The 18,624-nt window shown below is 64.8% G+C and carries 17 protein-coding genes and 2 pseudogenes; 6 read left to right on the top strand and 13 right to left on the bottom strand.

Translation table 11 applies throughout. From position 1 onward, the window contains the following. Positions 1-16: 16 nt before the first annotated feature. Positions 17-1,396, bottom strand: a complete 1,380-nt coding sequence (locus O7A61_RS24155; RefSeq protein ID WP_337131931.1) for a carbohydrate kinase — start codon at positions 1,394-1,396, stop codon at positions 17-19. Beyond that, on the bottom strand, positions 1,393-2,175 hold the full coding sequence (locus O7A61_RS24150) for a DeoR/GlpR family DNA-binding transcription regulator (RefSeq protein WP_337131930.1): 783 nt from the start codon (positions 2,173-2,175) through the stop codon (positions 1,393-1,395). The genes O7A61_RS24155 and O7A61_RS24150 overlap by 4 nt, the downstream gene beginning before the upstream one ends. Positions 2,176-2,355: 180 nt before the next feature. Between O7A61_RS24150 and O7A61_RS24145 the strand changes: the two genes are divergently transcribed. From O7A61_RS24145 to O7A61_RS24135, 3 genes are read left to right on the top strand one after another with little or no spacing between them, the layout of a single operon-like run. Further along, the gene (locus O7A61_RS24145) at positions 2,356-3,396 is read left to right on the top strand and encodes a class II aldolase/adducin family protein (RefSeq protein WP_337131928.1); all 1,041 of its coding nucleotides are present in this window, start codon (positions 2,356-2,358) and stop codon (positions 3,394-3,396) included. A 15-nt stretch (positions 3,397-3,411) separates the two neighbouring features. Then, positions 3,412-4,686: an FGGY-family carbohydrate kinase gene (locus O7A61_RS24140; RefSeq protein ID WP_337131927.1), complete on the top strand. Its 1,275-nt coding sequence runs from the start codon at positions 3,412-3,414 to the stop codon at positions 4,684-4,686. Then, positions 4,683-5,534: a TIGR01459 family HAD-type hydrolase gene (locus O7A61_RS24135; RefSeq protein WP_337131926.1), complete on the top strand. Its 852-nt coding sequence runs from the start codon at positions 4,683-4,685 to the stop codon at positions 5,532-5,534. Before O7A61_RS24140 ends, O7A61_RS24135 begins: the two co-directional genes overlap by 4 nt. Here O7A61_RS24135 and O7A61_RS24130 read toward each other — a convergent pair. Further along, complete coding sequence (locus O7A61_RS24130; RefSeq protein ID WP_337131925.1) at positions 5,521-6,546, bottom strand: sugar-binding transcriptional regulator; 1,026 nt, start codon at positions 6,544-6,546, stop codon at positions 5,521-5,523. The genes O7A61_RS24135 and O7A61_RS24130 overlap by 14 nt on opposite strands. 155 nt (positions 6,547-6,701) lie before the next feature. On the opposite strand from O7A61_RS24130, the gene O7A61_RS24125 reads away from it, so the two are divergent. Further along, positions 6,702-7,502, top strand: coding sequence for a hypothetical protein (locus O7A61_RS24125; RefSeq protein ID WP_337131924.1), 801 nt, complete (start codon positions 6,702-6,704; stop codon positions 7,500-7,502). Between the two features lie 40 nt (positions 7,503-7,542). Here the strand turns inward: O7A61_RS24125 and ptsP are convergent, their stop codons facing one another. From ptsP to O7A61_RS24100, 5 genes are all read right to left on the bottom strand, one after another. Further along, a complete protein-coding gene (ptsP, locus tag O7A61_RS24120) occupies positions 7,543-9,519 on the bottom strand; it encodes a phosphoenolpyruvate--protein phosphotransferase (RefSeq protein WP_337131923.1) in 1,977 nt (658 codons plus the stop codon). 59 nt (positions 9,520-9,578) lie between these two features. Continuing rightward, complete coding sequence (locus tag O7A61_RS24115) at positions 9,579-9,959, bottom strand: PTS glucitol/sorbitol transporter subunit IIA (RefSeq protein WP_140503398.1); 381 nt, start codon at positions 9,957-9,959, stop codon at positions 9,579-9,581. A 26-nt stretch (positions 9,960-9,985) separates the two neighbouring features. Continuing rightward, positions 9,986-10,984, bottom strand: coding sequence for a PTS glucitol/sorbitol transporter subunit IIB (gene srlE / locus O7A61_RS24110; protein WP_027143557.1), 999 nt, complete (start codon positions 10,982-10,984; stop codon positions 9,986-9,988). A 16-nt stretch (positions 10,985-11,000) separates the two neighbouring features. Then, entirely contained in the window at positions 11,001-11,768 is a 768-nt protein-coding gene (srlA, locus tag O7A61_RS24105; RefSeq protein ID WP_027143558.1) for a PTS glucitol/sorbitol transporter subunit IIC, read from the bottom strand. 117 nt (positions 11,769-11,885) lie between these two features. Then, entirely contained in the window at positions 11,886-12,323 is a 438-nt protein-coding gene (locus O7A61_RS24100) for a transcriptional regulator GutM (protein WP_015315467.1), read from the bottom strand. Between the two features lie 192 nt (positions 12,324-12,515). Between O7A61_RS24100 and O7A61_RS24095 the strand changes: the two genes are divergently transcribed. Both O7A61_RS24095 and O7A61_RS24090 read left to right on the top strand, forming a co-directional pair. Beyond that, positions 12,516-13,157, top strand: coding sequence for a hypothetical protein (locus O7A61_RS24095; protein ID WP_337131922.1), 642 nt, complete (start codon positions 12,516-12,518; stop codon positions 13,155-13,157). A 108-nt stretch (positions 13,158-13,265) separates the two neighbouring features. Next, entirely contained in the window at positions 13,266-13,940 is a 675-nt protein-coding gene (locus O7A61_RS24090; protein WP_337131921.1) for an HAD family hydrolase, read from the top strand. Here the strand turns inward: O7A61_RS24090 and O7A61_RS24085 are convergent. The 5 genes and pseudogenes from O7A61_RS24085 to O7A61_RS24065 all read right to left on the bottom strand — a co-directional run. Further along, entirely contained in the window at positions 13,937-15,097 is a 1,161-nt protein-coding gene (locus tag O7A61_RS24085) for a DUF930 domain-containing protein (RefSeq protein WP_337131932.1), read from the bottom strand. The genes O7A61_RS24090 and O7A61_RS24085 overlap by 4 nt on opposite strands. 215 nt (positions 15,098-15,312) lie before the next feature. Then, complete coding sequence (locus O7A61_RS24080; RefSeq protein ID WP_337131920.1) at positions 15,313-16,392, bottom strand: ABC transporter ATP-binding protein; 1,080 nt, start codon at positions 16,390-16,392, stop codon at positions 15,313-15,315. Next, positions 16,380-18,083 (bottom strand): ABC transporter permease, encoded by a 1,704-nt coding sequence (locus tag O7A61_RS24075; protein WP_337131919.1) that lies wholly within the window; start codon positions 18,081-18,083, stop codon positions 16,380-16,382. The genes O7A61_RS24080 and O7A61_RS24075 overlap by 13 nt, the downstream gene beginning before the upstream one ends. A 143-nt stretch (positions 18,084-18,226) precedes the next feature. Further along, positions 18,227-18,502 (bottom strand): annotated as a pseudogene (locus O7A61_RS24070) (ABC transporter substrate-binding protein); the annotation flags it as partial. Further along, positions 18,498-18,624, bottom strand: a pseudogene (locus O7A61_RS24065) (IS481 family transposase); the annotation flags it as partial. The pseudogenes O7A61_RS24065 and O7A61_RS24070, both read right to left, overlap by 5 nt.

Raw genomic sequence — 18,624 nt, 5'->3', positions numbered from 1 at the left:
GTCTGGACTGCCGCGCTCATCGCACACCCCCGGCCGCCCTGGCGGCGCTATCATGCCCGGCAACGCGATCGCGCCAGGTGTCGCGATAGCCGGCGAGGCCGCCGAATTGTGTCGCCTGCACCGGCTCCGGCGGCTCGGCGGCGAAGTCGCGGCCCACGCTCTCGAAGGCGAGCGCCGCGGCGCCCGCGGCGCTGCCTTCCAGCGAGGCACCTTGCAGGAAGGCCTGACCGGGACGCAGCTGCGCCAGCAGCCCGGCGAGCAGGCCGCCGGTGTTCAGTCCGCCATCGACGATGACGGTATTGTCGGAATGGATGAGGTCGAGGCAGAGATCGATCATCAGCGCCACGTAAAGCAGCGCCACCGCCGCGCGTTCACCGGCATCGGGCATGCGTCCGACCAGCCGGCCAGGACGATCCGGCATCGGCCCGCCCGGAGCGAAGCTCGGCAGCGCCATGAGGCTGGCATCGATCGCCTGCTGTATCGGGCCATTCGGGATGGCGCCTTGCCAGCCGCCGCTGATGACGGCGAATTCGCGCCCGCCCATGAAACGGATGGTCGGCACCGGACCGCCGTCGACATCGACATTGACCAGCATGTCGCGGTCGCGGTCGAGCGCTTCGAGCGGACAGTTGGGATTGAGCACGACGACCCAGGTGCCGGTCGACACGACGGTCAGCGATCCAAGCCCTTGCCGTCGATAGGCATACAGCGCCGCATTGGAGTCGTGGACGCCGTTGTGGATAGCGATGGGGCGCCCGGCACTGCCGAAGCGCTGCTCGCCGATGACGGAGCCGGCGCGTTCGAAAGCCGGCATCTGGCCGCGCCAGCCTTCGGCGTCGACCAGCGAGGAAAAGTCGCGTTCGCGCGGCGCCCACAAATGCGAATGGCAACCGAGATAGGACACTTCGCAGACCGGCAGGCCGCCGAGGCGCCAGCTCCAGTACTGGGGATAGCCGAGGAACCATTTCGCCGCCGCGAACGTGTCGGGATCGACTTCCTGCAGCCACAGCATGTGACGGCCATAGTTGAAGCCGAGCGGCAGGCGGGGAGAGAACGTCTCGGCGAAATCCGGAATACGGCGGTCGATCCGCGCCGCGATTTCGGCCGGCGGCTCCTGCTCGTAGTCGAGGATCGGATGGGTCAGCGCCTTGTCGGCGACAAGGGCGAAGGTGCAGCCATGGCCCGACACCATCACTCCTTCCACACCGTGGCTTTCGACCGCGTCGGTGACGGCACCGAGCGCCCAGCCATGGAGGGCGGCCTCGTCGAGTACGCTGAAACCGCCTTGTCGCGTCCATTTCGGCTGCGTGCGGCGCTCGTCGAGGATGCGTCCGTCCTGGCCGAAGACGAACAGCTTCGAATTGGTCTTGCCGAAGTCGAGCACCGCCACGTTCACGCGAGGGCTCCCGAGGTTGAAGCAATCCGCACCATGACGCCGGCATCCTCCAGCATGCGTGCATCGGCATCGGAGAGCCCGTCATCGGTGACCAGCGTGCCGATGCGCGACAGGGGCAGCGCGACATTGCGGGCGTGGATCGACAGTTTGCGGCTGTCGGCCAGCACCACGATCTGATCGGCACAGAGGCTGAGGTCGACGATGGAGCGCACCAGCAGCGGATGCGATTCCAGCAGCCCTTCCTGGTTGAGGCCTTGCGTGCCGAGAAAGAATTTCGAGGCATAGAAAGGCGTTGCCTGGGTCAGCGAATGGATGATGCCTGGTTCGCGGTGCAGGTCGCCGCCGGCAACCGTCAGGCTGCAATGGCCATGATCGCTGAGATAGGCCGCGAGCGGCATCGAGTTGGTGTAGAGCCGGATGCTGCGGTCGGCGAGCTTGACGCCGAGATGAAAGCAGGTCGAGCCGCCATGGACGATGACGGCATCGCCATCGCGCACCATGGTCGCGGCGACAGCCGCGATCTGCCGCTTGGCCTCGACGGCAAGGTCACGGTTCTCGTCATAGGGCCGCGCATAGGCGACGCCCGCATGCGAAGCGCCGTCGAGTGCCGAGATACCGCCATAGACCTTGCGGGCTTCACCGGCCTCATCGATCCGGTCGATATCGCGCCTGACCGTCGCCGCCGAGACACCGAGCCGCTCCTGCAACTCGCGCACGGAGGCGAACGGGCGGTCCCGCAGCAGTTCGACGATCTGACGCTGGCGGCCGAGGTCGCTCAACCCTTTCCTCCCTGACGCCATTTTCCGTGGCAATTGGTGCAACTTACTCAACATTAGTTGGATTGCAAGCTGATTTGACGATAGTAGATCAGCATTGACGCAGATCACTCACATCTGCGATACCATCGCCAACACCGGTCCCGACGACGGGATTTTGTGCGAGCGCTGGAGAAAAGGGCCATGGCAACCCAAGCTGATGCACAGGAACTGGCCGCCTTGCGGGCGCTTTCGGCCAGCATCGGGCTGAACCCGCATATGACGCAGGCGGCGGGCGGCAACACCTCGCTCAAGGCCGGCGACACGCTGTGGATCAAGGCCTCGGGGACCTGGCTGAAGGATGCGCTCAGCGACGACATCATGGTGCCGGTGGCGATGGCACCGCTGCTCAAGGCCGTCGAACAGCGTGATCCAGTCGCCGACAAACCACAGGCCTTCGCCATCGAAGACCTCAATCCGCGTGGCCTGCGCCCGTCGATCGAGACCACGGTGCATGCCTTGATGCCGCAACGCGTGGTTCTGCATGTCCACTGCGTCGACACGATTTCGCTTGCCGTGCAAGCCGATGGCGAGGCCGAGGTCGCCAGGCGGCTGGGCGACATCAAATGGGCCTGGGTGCCCTATTTCCGGCCAGGCCTACCGCTCGCCCGCGGCATTGCCGAGAAATTGCGGCCGGGGGTCGACGTGCTCATCCTAGGCAATCACGGGCTGGTGGTCGCCGCCGAAACCGTCGCCGCGGCGGAAGCCTTGCTGCACCGCGTCCGGTCGCTGCTGGCTCGGCAGCCGCGCACGACCGCAGCACCTGATATCGCCGCTTTGACGGCGCTGGCCGGCGACTACCGATTGCCGGCGGATGGCGAAGCGCACGCGGTCGCGCTCGATGCGGAAAGCCTGGATATGGCCGAGGCCGGCAGCCTCTATCCGGACCATGTCATCTTCCTCGGCCAGGGCTCGGTCGTTGCGGAGCCGGGCGAGGACGTGGCCGGCGTCATCGCGCGGGTCGGCGCAGCACCCGTGGCAATCCTGTTTCCCCGCGCCGGCGTGCTGATGCGCGGCGACGCCAGCGCCGGTGCCGACGCCATGCAGCGTTGCCTCGCCGACGTGACCGCGCGCGTCGATGCCAAGGCGCGGCTGAACTATCTCACCGCCGCCGAGAACGACGAGCTGGTCAACTGGGACGCCGAGCAGTATCGCCAGAAGCTAAACGCCGCCAGCACGGCCTAACAGGGGACGGACGACATGACGCCACTTGTCGTCGGCATCGACATCGGCACCTCCGGCGCCCGCGCCGTCGCCATGCGTCAGGATTTTTCCATCGCCGGCCAATCCGCCGTGCCACTCGACAGATTTGGCCAGAACCCCCGTGATCCCCGGACTTGGTGGCAAGCGGTCCAGGCGGCGCTGGCGGATCTGCTTTCGGGCATTGACCGCGCCGCGATCCGGGCCGTCGCCGTCGACGGCACGTCGGGCACGCTGCTGCCGGTCGACATCGATGGGCGGCCGCTGGCCGAGCCGCTGATGTACAACGACAAGATCGATGACGCCGACATCCTGGCCATGGTCGCCCGTGAGGCGCCGGCGGCGAGCGCCGCCCACGGGGCGACTTCCGGCCTCGCCAAAGCCTTGCGGTTCCAGCCTCAGCCCGGCATAGCGGCCGTGCTGCACCAGGCCGACTGGATCGCCGGCAACCTGTCCGGACGCTTCGGCGTCAGCGACGAGAACAATGCGCTCAAGACCGTCTATGATGTCGAGGCCCGCCGCTGGCCGGACTGGATCGCGACCACCGGCATGCGCATGGACCTGCTGCCTGATGTCATCGAACCGGGCGATGTCACCGGCACGCTCACCGCGGCCGCCGCGGAGCTTTTCGGCCTGCCTCGCGATGTGGTCGTGGTTGCCGGCACCACTGACGGCTGTGCCTCGTTCCTGGCGACGGGGGCCACCGCGGCCGGCGACGGCGTCACCGCTTTGGGCTCCTCGCTAACCATCAAGATCCTGTCCGACCGGCCGATCTCGGCGCCGCGCTTCGGCATTTACAGCCATCGGCTCGGCGATGTATGGCTGGCGGGTGGCGCCTCGAATTCCGGCGGCAAGGTGCTGGCGCAGCATTTTCCGCTCGCGCGGATCATCGAACTCAGCGCGATCATCGACCCCACGACCGAGACCGGCCTCGACTACTATCCGCTTGGTACGGCTGGCGAACGGTTTCCCGTGGCCGATCCGGCCTTGCCGCCGCGTCTCACCCCACGGCCCGCTGACGATGCCGATTACCTCAAAGCGATGTTCGAGGGCATGGCGGCGATTGAGGCGCTTGGTTACAGCAGGCTGGCCGAACTTGGCGCGCCGGCCCTGACCTCCATTCGCAGCGTCGGTGGCGGCGCCGCTAACCCGGTGTGGAGCGCGATCCGGCAGCGCAAGCTCGGCGTCGCGTTCCTGCCGGCATTGTCGGACGAGGCCGCCGCGGGTACGGCACGGCTGGCGCTGAAAGGCGCAAGCGAGGCAGGGCTTCTATGAATACGAAAAAGCTCGAACGTCTCAATGGCATCGGGCCGCTGGCGGAACGCTATCAGGTCTTCCTGCTCGACCAGTTTGGCGTGCTGCATGACGGGCAGGCTCCCTATCCCAGCGCGGTGGCGGCACTGTCCACACTGAAGCGCGCCGGCAAGACCGTGGTGCTGATCTCCAATTCCGGCAAGCGCGCCCGGCCCAACGAGGCACGCCTGCTGAAGCTTGGCTTCGAGGCCGGCAGTTGGGACCATTTCGTGTCCTCCGGCGAGGTGGCGTGGCGACGTTTCCACGAGATGGCGGCAACCGGAGCCTTGCGGTCCGGCACGAGGTGCCTGCTGATCAGCCGCGACGGCGACCGCAGCGCGATCGAAGGCCTGCCCTTCGGGCTGGCGGAGGCTGGCGAAGACGCCGAACTGGTGCTGATTTCGGCCAGCGAGGGGGACCGCCACGACCTCGACCATTATCGCCGGCTGCTCGCCCCGGCGGCGGCGCGGCAAGTGCCGTGCTTCTGCACCAATCCCGACAAAATCATGCTGACGGCGGTCGGACCTCGCTTCGGCGCCGGCGAGATCGCCGATCTCTACGAAACCCTGGGCGGCGGTGTCACCCGCATCGGCAAGCCCTATCCGGCGATCTTCGAGGCGGCACTCGCACTGGCCGGCGAACCAGAGCACGGCAGCGTGATCTGCGTCGGCGACAGTGTCGAACACGATGTTGCAGGCGGCAATGGTGTCGGAATCGCAACGGCGCTGGTGCTGGGTGGAATACTGGTCGGCACGCCTGACCTTGCCGCTGTTTTCGACGAACACAAGGCCTGGCCGGATTACACCACGAGTTCGTTCAGCTTTCGCTGACCGCTTCCAGCATCCGCCTTGCGCTTTCCTCGTCGGTGATCAGGATTGTCGGCGCAATCAGGTTCATGGCGCCGAGCAGCGCATCGGTCTTTTCCGCGCCGCCGGAGGTCAGAATGCGGATCGGCGCCTTGCGCAGCCGGTCGACGTTCACCGACATCACATGGTTGTTGACGGGATGGTCGACCAGATCGCCATTGCGGTCGTAGAAATGGAACAGGAGGTCGCCGACGGCGCCGCGCGCCAGCAGCGCCTCCCGGTCCGCTTCCCTGAGGAAGCCGCCGCGCGAGAAGGTGGTGGCTGAAGCGATGCCGCCAACACTCAGCAGAACGGCATCGAGCGCGTCGGCCATTTCAAAAACCTCCTGCAGACCGCAACGTTCGACCAGCGCGATCTTGGTCTCGACGCTGTCGACGACGGCCGGCGTCGGCATCAGATAACCGTCGCCCTGGAAGATTTGGGCGAAGCGCCAGGCGAACTCGGCCGGGTTGGTCCGGCGTGCGATGCCGACGCCGCCAAGCAGCGAAATCACCTTGAAATCGGTCAGCGATTTGGCGCTGATGAACGGCAAGGTGTGGAACAGCGTATTGCCCCAGCCGACGCCGACCTGCATCCCGGACTTCATCGCGTCGGACAGGAACATGCCGGTCTTGGCGGCGATTGCCGGGATCGGGTCGGCATTGGCCGCTGTCAGCGGCGCCACCAGCGCCTGCTGCAGACCGAAGGTCTTTTCGAGCGCGCGTTCCAGCCGCACTATCTCCAGAAGCTCGCTCTCGATGGTGATCTTGACCTCGTTGCGCGACCGCGCCTCCGCCAGCATGCGCACGATGGTGACACGGCCGACCCCAAGCACGTCGGCGATCTCGTTCTGCGTCATCTGCTCGACGAAATACATCCAGGCGGCGCGGATCCTGAGGCGGTCCGTCCGGCTCTCGCTGACGACCTGCTCGGTCGCTTCGGCTCCCGCCCGCCTTTCATCGGCCCGCCTTTCGTCGGTTTGTCGTCCCCTGGCCAAATGATCCCTCCCCGCGGCGGCGGACGCGCGCGCGTCGCCGATTCTGCGTGCTGGTCTAGTATCGCCTATTGATCTACCAATCGATAGGAACAATGTAGAGTCGGTGGGCGGGCCATTGCAGGTGGCCCCGCACGGCACATTCGAGGCGAACCGCGATGCTCCGACAAATCTCCGAAGATGTCCGCGTCAACCTCAAGGACCGGCTGCGGGAAGTCCGTGACATCATCCGCCAGAGCCGCCATGACGGCGCCAGCGAGGCCAGCCTGCTGCACGAAGCGACCAGCCATCTGCCGCCGTTTCCGGGCAAAGGCATCGAAGGCCTGCTCAGCCATGCCGCGAGTGCCGTCGACGAAGCGCTGTCGATCGCCGAATCCTTCGTCCCGCATGAACGTCCGATAAGGGTCGACGGAACGATCGTAAAAGGCCTCGGCACCTATTTCCCGGCAGGGGACGAAAACCAGCAATTGAGCGCCGAGCGCCTGTTCCGGCGCGACATGTATTATCTGACCAAGGCGGTGCTTGCCGGGCTGAAGATCGACCATACCCGTGTCCATGAAGCCGGGTTCGCCGCCGTCCACGCGGCCATGCGCAAGCGCCATGGCGATCTGTTGGCCGCGCTGGCCGCGCCTGGAGCTGGACTGCAGGCGATCGCGGCGACGTGTTCGGCGTTGCTGATCGAGTGCCTCGGCCAGCGCCCGATCCGTTTTGATGACACCGCCCCGGAAGCGACGGCAATGGGTGATAGGGCGCTCGACATAAGCTGCCTGGCGCCGGTCGTCCTGGCCTGCGGGCTGGCGACAAACGGCCGCAACGACGCGCCGGAGCCCGACATGCTGGAAATCGCGATCCTGGCCGCCGATATCCGCCGCGACCGCATCATCCAGGCCTGCGCCAAAACGAGCCCGGCCGATGAATTGACACCTGTCTTCGCCACCTTGCTCGCGCATTTGCCATAAGGCCTCCTGGCGCAGTTCAGAAAACAGAGCGGCCGCAGGGCTACTCCCCGGCCGCCATCGCCATGATCGTCTTCTTGGCGCGCTGAATCGAGGCCGGGCTCATCGACAGTTCGGTGAGACCCATCTCCAGGAAGGCGGGGATGAGATCCGGCCGGCCCGCCGCCTCGCCGCACATGCCCACCATGATACCGGCGGCGACGCCGGCCCTGGCCGTCAGTTCGATCGCAGACATGACGGCTGGATTGGTGACGTCGTTGAGCTTCGCAACGGTCGGGTTGAGCCGGTCGGCGGCCATGATGTACTGGGTCAGGTCGTTGGTGCCGATCGAGAAGAAAGCCACCTCCTTGGCCAGTGCCGGGGCGATCAGCACGGCGGCCGGGGTTTCGATCATCACGCCGAGATCGAACGTCGCGTGCGGCACGCCTCCGGCCTGGAGTTCGGCGGCGCATTCGTCGACAAGAACGCGCGTCTGCCGCACCTCGCCAAGATCGGAAACCATCGGCAGCATCACCTTGATGTTGCCGTGTACGGCGGCCCTTAGCAGCGCCCTGAGTTGGCGCTTGAAGATATCGGGCCGGTCGAGGCACATGCGGATGCCGCGCCAGCCGAGGAACGGATTTTCCTCCTCGGGAAACTCGATGCCGGCAATCGGCTTGTCGCCGCCGATGTCGAGCGTGCGCACGATGACCGGATAAGGCGCGAAGGCCTTGGCCAGCGCCGCATAGGTCTCGGCCTGCATGTCTTCCGACGGCAGGTGCATGTGGCGCATGAACAGGAGTTCGGTGCGGAACAGGCCGACACCCATGGCGCCGGCTTCCTGCGCCGCCTCGATCTCCTCGAGCGAGCCTATATTGGCCGCGACTTCGATCACTTTGCCGTCCGCCAGCTTCGGCGTCACCGTCTTGAAGGCGGCCAGGCCGGCACGTTCCTTCGCCGCCGCTTCGACCCGGCCGGCGAAATCGGCGCATGTCGCCGCATCGGGATCGATGATCACCTGGCCGGTATTGCCGTCGAGCGCTACTTCTTGCGCCGTGCGCAAGGCATTGATCCGGTCGCCAAGGCCCAGTACCGCCGGAATGCCATGCGAGCGAGCGATGATGGCGATGTGCGAAGTGGCGCCGCCATGGCCGCACACCACGCCGCCGATGCGTTTCAGCGGCGCACGCGCCAGGTCCCAGGCGCCGATGTCGTCGGCGATCAGGATCGCACCTTGCGAAATATTTTCGAGGCTGACGTCGTCTTGGCCCAGCAGCACCAGGCAGATCTGCCGTCCGACCGCATGGACATCGTCCGCCCGCGCATTGAGGTAGTGATCGTCGACGGCGCTGAAATCGGCGGCGATGGTGGAAGCGGCGGTGATCATGGCCGAGACCGCGTCATTGCCGCCCTTGATCGCCTTCTCGGCCTCGCCGGTCAGGCTGTCGTCGGCCGCGATATCCCTGAGCGCCGCGACGATGCCCCGGTCACCGGCCGACAGACTATCCTGCGCCAGCGCCCGATCCATGCGCGCCTGGACAGCGGCGACGGCGGCGCGGAACCTGTCGATTTCGCCGGCGATCTCATCGGCTTGCAACATGCGGCCCTGTCCGGCGATGTCAGGCGGGAAATGCGCGAATGCCGGCCCGATGGCGACGCCCTCGCTTGCGGCGACACCACGCAAACCATTCGCTTCGGCTGGTGCCGCCGGCGCGGATTGGGACTCAGGCGCCGCTTCCTTGCCTGCGTCATTCGCCGGGGCGTGGGCTTCGCCGTCGTCGAGACCCGCTTTGGGGTTCTCGAGATAGCCGATCAGCGCCTCGATCGCCTCGATGGCATCGGCGCCGTTCGCCCGCACGGTGACTTCCTGGTTTTCCTTGACCGCCAGCAGCATCAGCTTGACCGAGCTCTTGGCGCTGACCGCCTTGCCGTCCTTGACCAGTTCGACGTCGGATTCGAAAGCCTTGGCGAGCTTGACGAAGCGCGTGGCGGGACGGGCGTGCAAACCTTCATGCACTCTGACGATGGTCGAGCGTTCCATGGCAAATACTCTGCTTTTTTTTGGACGCCAAAGCCAGACCGGCTGGGGCGCGAATGCTTTCAGGCGGCGATGGTGATGATCGCGTCTGTTTTCAGGGCGGCCACGAGCGCTTGCGTATCGACCTGCGATGCACAGATCTCGCCCGGCCTTTCGGCCTCGCTGGCGCCATTGAACGAGATGACGACGTGGCCCATCTCGAGGACCTTGCTCCAGGCGCTGGAGCCGACGGCGGTTATAACGGCCGAAACCGGGCCAAGGGTGATCGACGCGCCCTTTTCAGGCGCGCCGTCGCTGGGTCCGATCTCCGTCTTGTGGAGCACGGAAACCTCGGCAAGCTCCGGTGGCGAGCCGTCCGCGAACAGGATGACCACGCCGCCCTCGGCGAGGTCCGCCACTTCGGGTCCTATTGCCGTGACCCGTGTCTTGAGAAGAACCGACATCTGGCGAACCTCGTTATTTCTGGTGTTCAGAACACGATCAGGGAGACGATCCAGGCGATCAGCACCGAGACCGGACCCATGATCTGGCGGCTGATGAGCACCGCCGGCACGCCGATTTCGATGGTTTTCGGCTTGGCTTCACCCAGTGCAAGGCCGACCGGGACGAAGTCGCAGCCCACTTGGGTGTTGTAGGCAAACAGCGCCGGCAGCGCCATTGCCGGCGAAATCGTGCCGTTGGCGATCTGCGGGCCGATGATGGCGACGCCGATGACCTGCGCGATGACGGCGCCTGGCCCCAGGATGGGCGACAGGAACGGCAGGCCGCAGATGGCCGAAATGACCAGCAGGCCGACGATGTTGTTGGCCAGCGGACCCATCGGTTGCGCCAGCACGTCACCGATGCCGGTGTACAGGATCAGGCCGATGAGCATGGTCACGAAGGCCATGAACGGCAGCACGTTACGGACGACCTGGTCGATGGTCCGGCGGCCGGCATTGAAGAAAATGCCGACGACACGACCCATGACACGGCCGATCGTGCTGATGAAACCGATCAAGCCACCCTCGCTGGGCAGCGCCGTCGGCGTCGCAGTGTTGTTGGTAGAACTCATCGACGCTGCTCCCCCCGCAGTTGTGACCGCCTCGGAACCGTCCGCCATTGTGACATTGGCCGGTTTCACGCCCGAAACGTAGATATCCTCGGTGATGAACTGGGCGAGCGGCCCAGCCTGGCCGACCGGCGTCAGGTTGACGGTCGGGATACGCTTGCGCGGATAGACGCCGCATCGCGCGGTGCCACCGCAATCGACGACGACAACCGCCATCTCGCCTTCCACCGGCGGCGCCTTGAAACCGTCTACGGCTGTGGCGCCGGTCATGTCGGCGATGAGTTGGGCCACGGGATGGATCCCGCCACCGGTGACGGAGACGACCTTGTCGCGCTGCGCGGTCGGCTCGATGACGAGCGGGCCGCCCCAGCCGGTGGAACCCCGGGAGACTTTTACGGCTTTGTATGTCTTGGCCATGATGTCCTCCCCGCCCTTACAGCTCGACGCCCTGGCGGCGTGCCATGATGGCTGTGATGCGCTCGGTCAGCATGCCCTTGAGCAGGATGACGACGAGACCAACGATCGCGTACCAGATCGCCACCTTGACGTGGTAACCGGCGACGACAACGCCCCGCTTCTCGAGATCGAGCAAGGCAACGAGCATGCCTCCCCAGACGAAATATTCGCCAGGGTTGATGTGCGGGAAGAGGCCGAGCGGCGGATGCACGTAGGACACGGCCGCGTCGTAGAAGGCGGGCTTGTGCTTCTCTTCCAGGAACGACCCGAAGGTGTAGGCCATCGGGTTGGTGAGGAAAAACACCGCCAGCAGCGGCAGCACGGTATAGCGGGTCAGCGCGATGCGGCCAGCACCACGCGCCAGGCCGTGGACACGCTCTTCGCCTACCAGTTCGGTGACGGCGTAGAAGGCTGTCATCAGCACGACAAGTGTCGGGATGATGCCGGTGACAAAGCCGGCGAAAACCTCGCCGCCCTTCTGGAAGATGCCGATGAAGTACTTGCCGATGGCAGTGAGCCAGCCAAGCTGCTCCTCCTGCTGCACATTTTTCAGCTGTTCCTTCAGCTGCTCGGCGGTAACCGGCGCCCCGTCGGTCTGCGCCTGCGCAAGGATCACGAGATGATCGGAAGCATGCTCGACGGCGAGCCTGCCATGCAATGCAGCGTCCGAAACCATGGCACCCGCGATATGCAGGTTATGCACGGCCATGTCGGCATGCTGCGCCAACAACGAAAATACAGACATTTCTCCTCCTTATGCCGGCCCGCCGGTTGATCCCAGTCGGCGCACGGCCTCCTCTATCCCTTTGATCCAGAGGCGGATTCAGATTTCAGGTCGATTTGACCTGGAAATCATCCGACTCTAGGCCCTTGCTACATTCAAGCCGGCCAGGCCCGGCTTCTTCCCCGGCTCCGACCGTGCTTTGTCGATCTGTTCGATCGCCCGCTTCACGGCCTCGGCCACACCGGGTTCCCCCTCCCCCATGATCGCAGGGTTGGACCGGAGTCGATCGAGGGGGACACCCTCGAATTCTTCATGTCGCTTGAATTTGGTGAACACGGAACGGCCGCTCATCACCATCATGCGGCGCACGATCAGGTCGGGCGTAACCACGACCAGCGCGATTGTTCCCTTGGCAAATCGGCCGCGAAAGTTGCCAGCGCCGACGAAGCCATCCTTGTACTGATCGGTGACGCCCCTAAAGACATCCGAATAGTGCCGCATCTGCAGCCAGACGCCGAGCGACTGCAACGCCCACACAATAACCAGCAGGAGCAGTCCCCACTGCCAAATCGCCATTCGGTTCTCCTCCCGAAGCCTCAGTCGAGGCGCACCTTGGACCGGCACGCGACAACAGCAAAGTGAGAACATTTGTTTCCGCGAATGTCAATATGTATGATATTGGCCTCAACCACAGTCATCCACAGGGCCGCCGCGCGATTTCGGCGGGGGCACGACTGTGCTAGCCTGTGGGGAAACGGGATACAGGAAATGGAACTGCCCTTCAGGGATGAACTGGCCCTCATGCCCGATCTGCGCCACCGGCTTCGGCAGTTGCGCTGGTTCCGCGCCACCTTCCGCGGCAGCGCCAAGGTTGTTTCGGACACATTCGGCGTACGCTTCGACATCGACGAGGCGAAGCTGACCCGGGCTTTTCTCGACTGGGTCGAGGTCATGGAAGCGCAGAAGCGCTTCGCCACGATCGACCGCGCCGATTTCATCGTCTTTGCCGCCGGCCTCGTCCTGCGCGAACTGATCAAGCAGGCGCCGGCCAGGGAGATCTCCGGCCTTACCCAGCTCATCGAAACGGATCAGAATGCCGGCACGCTGGACATCATCCGCTTCTGGCCGGAAGGCTTTCTCTACACCAACTACTGCGTTTCGGTGATTTCGGCCATCTACGAGCAGGAGTTCGGTTCAGCGCCTAGCATCGACAAATGCGCCGACGACCTGCGCACCTGGTGGTCCTATCGCGAAAACGTCACCGAAATGCCGGCCTATGCCGTGGCTTTCCTCGACCGCTTCCTGGGCGCGGAACCGAACTGGATCACGCCCGACCGCGCGCAGTCGCGGCAGGCCATGCAACGAGCGTTGGGGTCCTCCCGCGCCAGCAATGCCTTGCGCCAGCTTTGAATTGGCCTTTATTGGCCCCCTGTTCACGAGGCCGCGAGTGCCCGCTATTGAACATTTGACTTTTTGTCGATAGCGATGTGCCAATCTGACAGAGGCCGGGAGAAACGCGTGGCGCCGTCAAGACTGATCATTTTCGATTGCGACGGCGTTCTCGTCGACAGCGAGCCGCTGGCCGCCAAGGCCTATGAACGTGTCTACGATAAGCATGGCATGCCGGGCGTTCACGGCGGTATCATCGCCCAGTGCGTCGGCATGAAGCAGGCCGACATCATCGTCAGGATCAAGGAATTGACCGGCCATCAGTTTCCCGCGACGGCCGATGGCGATATCTGGGCCGAGACTAAAGCCCTGTTTTCGCAGGAATTGAAGCCGACACCGGGAATCACCGCATTCCTGGAAACGCTCGAGGGCGGCAGTTGCGTTGCCTCGTCGTCCTCCGTCGAGCGCATCAACCACAGCCTGGCCATCACCGGACTGGCGCGGTTCTTCGGCGATGCGATCTACAGCTCCTCGATGGTCAAGAACGGCAAGCCGGCGCCGGACATCTTCCTGTTCGCCGCTGCGAAGATGGGCGCCAACCCGGCCGACTGCATCGTCATCGAGGATTCACCTTTCGGCATCCAGGGCGCGGTTGCCGCCGGCATGACGGCGGTCGGCTATACCGGTGGCGGACATACTTATGCGGAACATGCCGCACGGCTGACGGCCGCCGGTGCCGATTTCATCTGCGCCGACTGGCATGAAGTTAGCCGGCAATTGTCCGGGCTGGGTGTATCGGCCTAGCGAGCGGGTAGTCCAAGGCGCGCCCATTCGCCAGGCGGAATCACAGCTCCGACGCGGAAGTCGAAGGACAAGACCCTGGTCGCGTCGCTGTCGACCTCGCAGCGGAAGCCCAGATGGTACCATGTGGTTGAGGTACGGAAAGCAACGTCAGGGGCGTCAAGGACATTGCCGGCCTTCAGCGGAACACTTGGGATCAAAATGGGAAAATAGGAGGCGTCCAGCAATTGCTGCTGCAACGCGCTGGCGCAAAGTTTGGCACCACGCTGACCGCGAGGCACGCCACCCATCGAGGTCGTGGCCAGCGCGTCACCCGTAGCGTCCTGCGAGTAAAGCCTGCGAACGCCCGGAAGGCCTGAATACCTGCGCGATGCGGCGCTGGCTACATCAGTGGAACCTGGGCTTCCGGCGCCCCCACTTCGGGACTTCGCAACCTTTGAGGAGCTGGGCTTCGGCGTATTTGTCGGTTTAGGCTCCGGCTTCGCAGCCGACATTGGAAGCTCGACCTCACCGTCCCCGTCTGTGGCCAGCGGCGTTGGTGCCGCGCCTGTCTGCCTGGCGGCATCCTGCGATCCCGCCTGTTGTTTGGCGGCCTGCTGCTTATCTGCATCCTGGGTCAGAGTTGCCTGCTTGTCCTGCGCGGGCTCCGTGTCCTTCGCGTGGGCTACCGGCTTTTCGCCGGCCTCAGCTGAATCCGCCGGCTTCTCGGTGCCTGCCGGCACGTCGGATTGGGTCTCAGCAGGCTTCTGCACGACCGGCGGTTTCGCATCCTTGGTCGGCGACGACGGACTGTCTTGAGCGCTGGCCCCATCCAGGGATTTCCGGGGGCCCGCATCCTTGTCGCCGAACTGAAAAACAGGCTTCAGCACCTCGATTGGCGGAGGCTTCCGAGGTTGCGGAGCCGGCTTTTCAACTTTCTGCTCAGGCGGTTTTTCAACCTTCGGTTCCGGTGGCTTAGGGGACGGTACAGGGGCCGGTTTCGGCTTTGGCTGCTCGGGCGGGGGCACGAGCGCGACATTGACCGGCTCCTCCTCCTGCGGCTGTTGGCGAGGCGTCGGCAGGCCATAGATCAGGAGCCCCGCGACAAGCGCATGCAGGATCAGCGATGCGGGGATACCCCACAGCAAATTCCGACGCCGCTCTCCTGTCTCGCCCTTCATCCTGACCGATGTGGAATGAAATAGCGGCGGCTTCAAGCGTTAGCATTGGATTGGCGCAATTTGGCCGCTGACAGGTTGGTGACCGGATCATCACGGGCAGGGCCGTGTTACCGAGGCGTCGGCACGACATCGAGCAGGATGCGATCATTGCCGCTGCTCACGGCGAGGGCTGGTGCCGCCCCTTTCGCCGAAACCGCCAAGCAGGTCCAGCATCATCACGAGGCTGCTCCCGCCGCCGGGATCAGCCAGCCGGATTTTATGCGCAGGCGCGCCTGCGCCCCGTTCTCCAGCACAACCGGATCGGGCTGTTCGAAATGCAAGGTGAGGTCGGGACCGGCCTTGGGCGTGAATTCGATGCGCGCCGCGCCGCCTTGGTAGACCGCCCGCTTGACGAGACCGTCGAAGCCCGAGGCATCGGCCGAAATCCCGATGTCGGCGGAGCGGCAGCAGATCCTGGCGCCGGCGCGCGGCCGCTCGCCACGCCGGCAGCGGACCACCAGCTCGCTTCCGAGTACCCGGACCTTGCAATAGCCGCTTTCCTCGCCCGTCAGCACCTCCGCCGGCAGCAGGATGCCTTGCGAAATGAAGGAAGCGACGATTTCATTTGCCGGCTCATGATAGAGGTCGCGCGGCCTCGCAAGCTGCGCCAGGCGTCCACGATCCATCACCGCGATGCGGTCGGCCAGCGCCATCGCCTCGGTCTGGTCGTGGGTAATGTAGACGATGGTCGTGCCCGTGCGCTTGTGGAAGGCGGCGAACTCGTCCTCCATCGAGGCCCTGAGATGCACGTCGAGATTGGCGAGCGGCTCGTCGAACAGCACCAGCGAGGGTGTCGCCACCAGGCAGCGCGCCAATGCCACGCGCTGGCGTTGGCCGCCGGAAAGATTGGCGGGCCTGCGCTCACCCAGGCCCTGCAGATTGACCAAGGCAAGCGCGTCTTCCACTTTTTGGCGCGCAACCACCTTGTCGAGTTTGGCCACCTTCAGCGAATAGCCGATATTCTCGGCGACACTCATGTGCGGCCACAGGGCGTAATTCTGGAAGACGATGCCGACCCGCCGCTTTTCCGGCGCGATGCTGCCGCCGCTGTTCGAAACGACATCGCCGCCGATGCGGATTTCGCCCGAGGTCACTTTCTCGAAACCGGCGATCAGCCGCAGCAACGTCGTCTTGCCGCAGCCGGAAGGTCCGAGCACCGCCAGAAACTCGCCGTCAGCGACATCGATCGAGACATCCTTCACGGCATCGAAATCGGCGAAGCTCTTGGTCACATGGTCCAGGGTCAGTCGCGCCATGGCAGAACTCCGCTCGGAAGATGAGGGGCAAGCAGGTTGGTCACCAGCATCAGTGCGAAGGTGACGGCGACCGTGACGACGGACATCGCCGCCGCATAGTTGGAATCGCCGCCCTGCTCGAAGGAAAACATCACCACGCCGATGGTCTCAGAGCCCGAGGACCACAGCAATGCCGAGACCGTGAGTTCGCTGAGCGCCGTCATGAAAATCAAAAGGGCACCGGCGACCGCAGCCGGCGCGACCAGCGGAAAGATGATGGTGCGCATGCGTGTGAACAGGCCGGCGCCCGCCACCTGCGCTGCCTCCTCCAGTGCCCGGTCGATCTGGTGATAGCCGCTGATGGTCGGCCGCAGCGCTAGCACCAGGAAGCGGGCGAGATAGGCATAGAGGATGATCCAGACAGTGTTGTAGAGCTGGATGCCGGTCAGCGGGATCGGCCGCAGGAACAAGAGCAGCGAAGCGATCGCCAGCACAACGCCGGGCAAGGCGTAGGGCAGTTCGACCGAGAGATTGAGCAGCCGCACCCAGCGCTGCTTGCCCCAGGCGATCAGGTAACCCACCGGTACGGCAACGATGACGGCGAAGAACGCTGCAGCGATCGACAGCCAGAAACTGTTGAAGAAGGCGCGAGTGGCGGCATCATGCTCGAACAGCACGAAACGGTAATTGTCGAGCGTCGCCGTCTTGGCGGTGAGCGCAATGCCGTAGCCCGGCACCAGCGAGGTCAGCACCAGCCCGAACAGCGGCAGGACCAGCACCAATACGATGAGCAGCCACATGCCGGCCTGGACGACCGGCCGCCAGCGGCCCAGTTCATAAGGTTCGGCCGGCGGCGATGTCGAAGAGATGCGGTAGTCGCGACGGCGGCTCATCACCTCCTGGGCGAGGATGCCGGCCATGGCGATCATGCCGATCAGCACGGACAGGAACGCGGTCTCGCCGAGCACCGCCGGACCGCCGCCGGCCAGCTTCTGATAGATGAGCGTCGGCAGCACCAGGCAGTTGGCGGGAATGCCGAGAAAGGCCGGAATGCCGAAATTGCCGACGCAGGAGACGAAGGCAAGTGCTGCCGCCGCCATGATGGAGGGCGTCATCAAGGGCAGCACGATGGTAGCCAGTACGGTGAACCAGTTTGCACCGCCGGCACGTGCGGCTTCGATCAGTTCGCGCGGCAGCTTGCGCAAGCCGGCCCGCACCAGCAGGAAGACCAGCGGCCCGTACTGTACGCCAAGCAGCAGGATGATGCCCGAGGTCGAATAGAGCGGGTTCTTCGTGCCGAGCGGGGGAGCCGCCCCGAAAAGCTTGAGGAACGGGCTCGCCGGGCCAAACAGTTGCAGCCAGGCCAGCGCCGTCACCTGCGGCGCGATCATCAGCGGCATGACGTAGCAGAGCACCAGGGCGCTTCGGCAGCGTATGTCGGTCAGCGAGACGAGCACGGCCACCAGTGTTCCCGAAAGCACCGCCAGAAGCGTGCCGCCGATGCCGACGACCAGCGTGTGCCAGGTCGCGATCCAGGTTGCCGGGCTTCTCAGCCCGGCTTCCGCGGCCGCGGTCGACAAGATACCGCCGGGCGCCACGATCTCCTTGACGAGGCGCAGCATGGGCGACATCGAAAGCAGGACGATGACGACGGTCGCCGCCACCGTCAGGACCATTTCCTGGCCACGGCTTTCCCTGATGCGTGTCGGCATGATTGCGTTTCCTGGGGTCAATGCGACCGGGTGCGGTTCATTTTCGGCGCAATTCCGGACGGAAAACGCTTCGCACTTTTCCTGGAATTGCTCTGGCGAAGCGAGCGGGATGCCGCTGCCGGCACCCCGCCGCGATCGACGGTTCAGCCGCCGAACAGTTCCTGGAATTTCGCCTTGTCGGCGTCGGTCTTGGCGACGATCGCCTTGGTGTCGAACTTCATCACCTTGACCTTGACGCCTTCCGGCAGCCAGTCGGGACGGCCGACCGAGGCGCGTGCCGGCAGGTAGCCCATAGACAGCGCCAGCTTCTGGCCCTCATCGGACAGAATGAAGTCGACGAACTTCTTGGCGCCATCGACGTTCTTGGCGGTCTTCATGATGGCGACCGGCTCGGTCACGGCAGGCACGCCTTCGCTAGGTGTGGAGCCTCAACAGGTTGTCCTTGGTCAGGCCCAGGCGGCTGATTGGCGGTTTGGACTTTAGGCTTCCGTGCGGACGGTGCCAATTGTACCGATGCAGCCATATGGGCAACTCGGCGGCG

The sequence above is a fragment of the Mesorhizobium sp. Cs1321R2N1 genome (assembly GCF_037179725.1).
GTDB lineage: Bacteria > Pseudomonadota > Alphaproteobacteria > Rhizobiales > Rhizobiaceae > Mesorhizobium > Mesorhizobium salmacidum.
The sequence above is the reverse complement of the archived record's forward strand: the minus strand, read 5'-3'. Positions and strand labels throughout refer to the sequence as shown.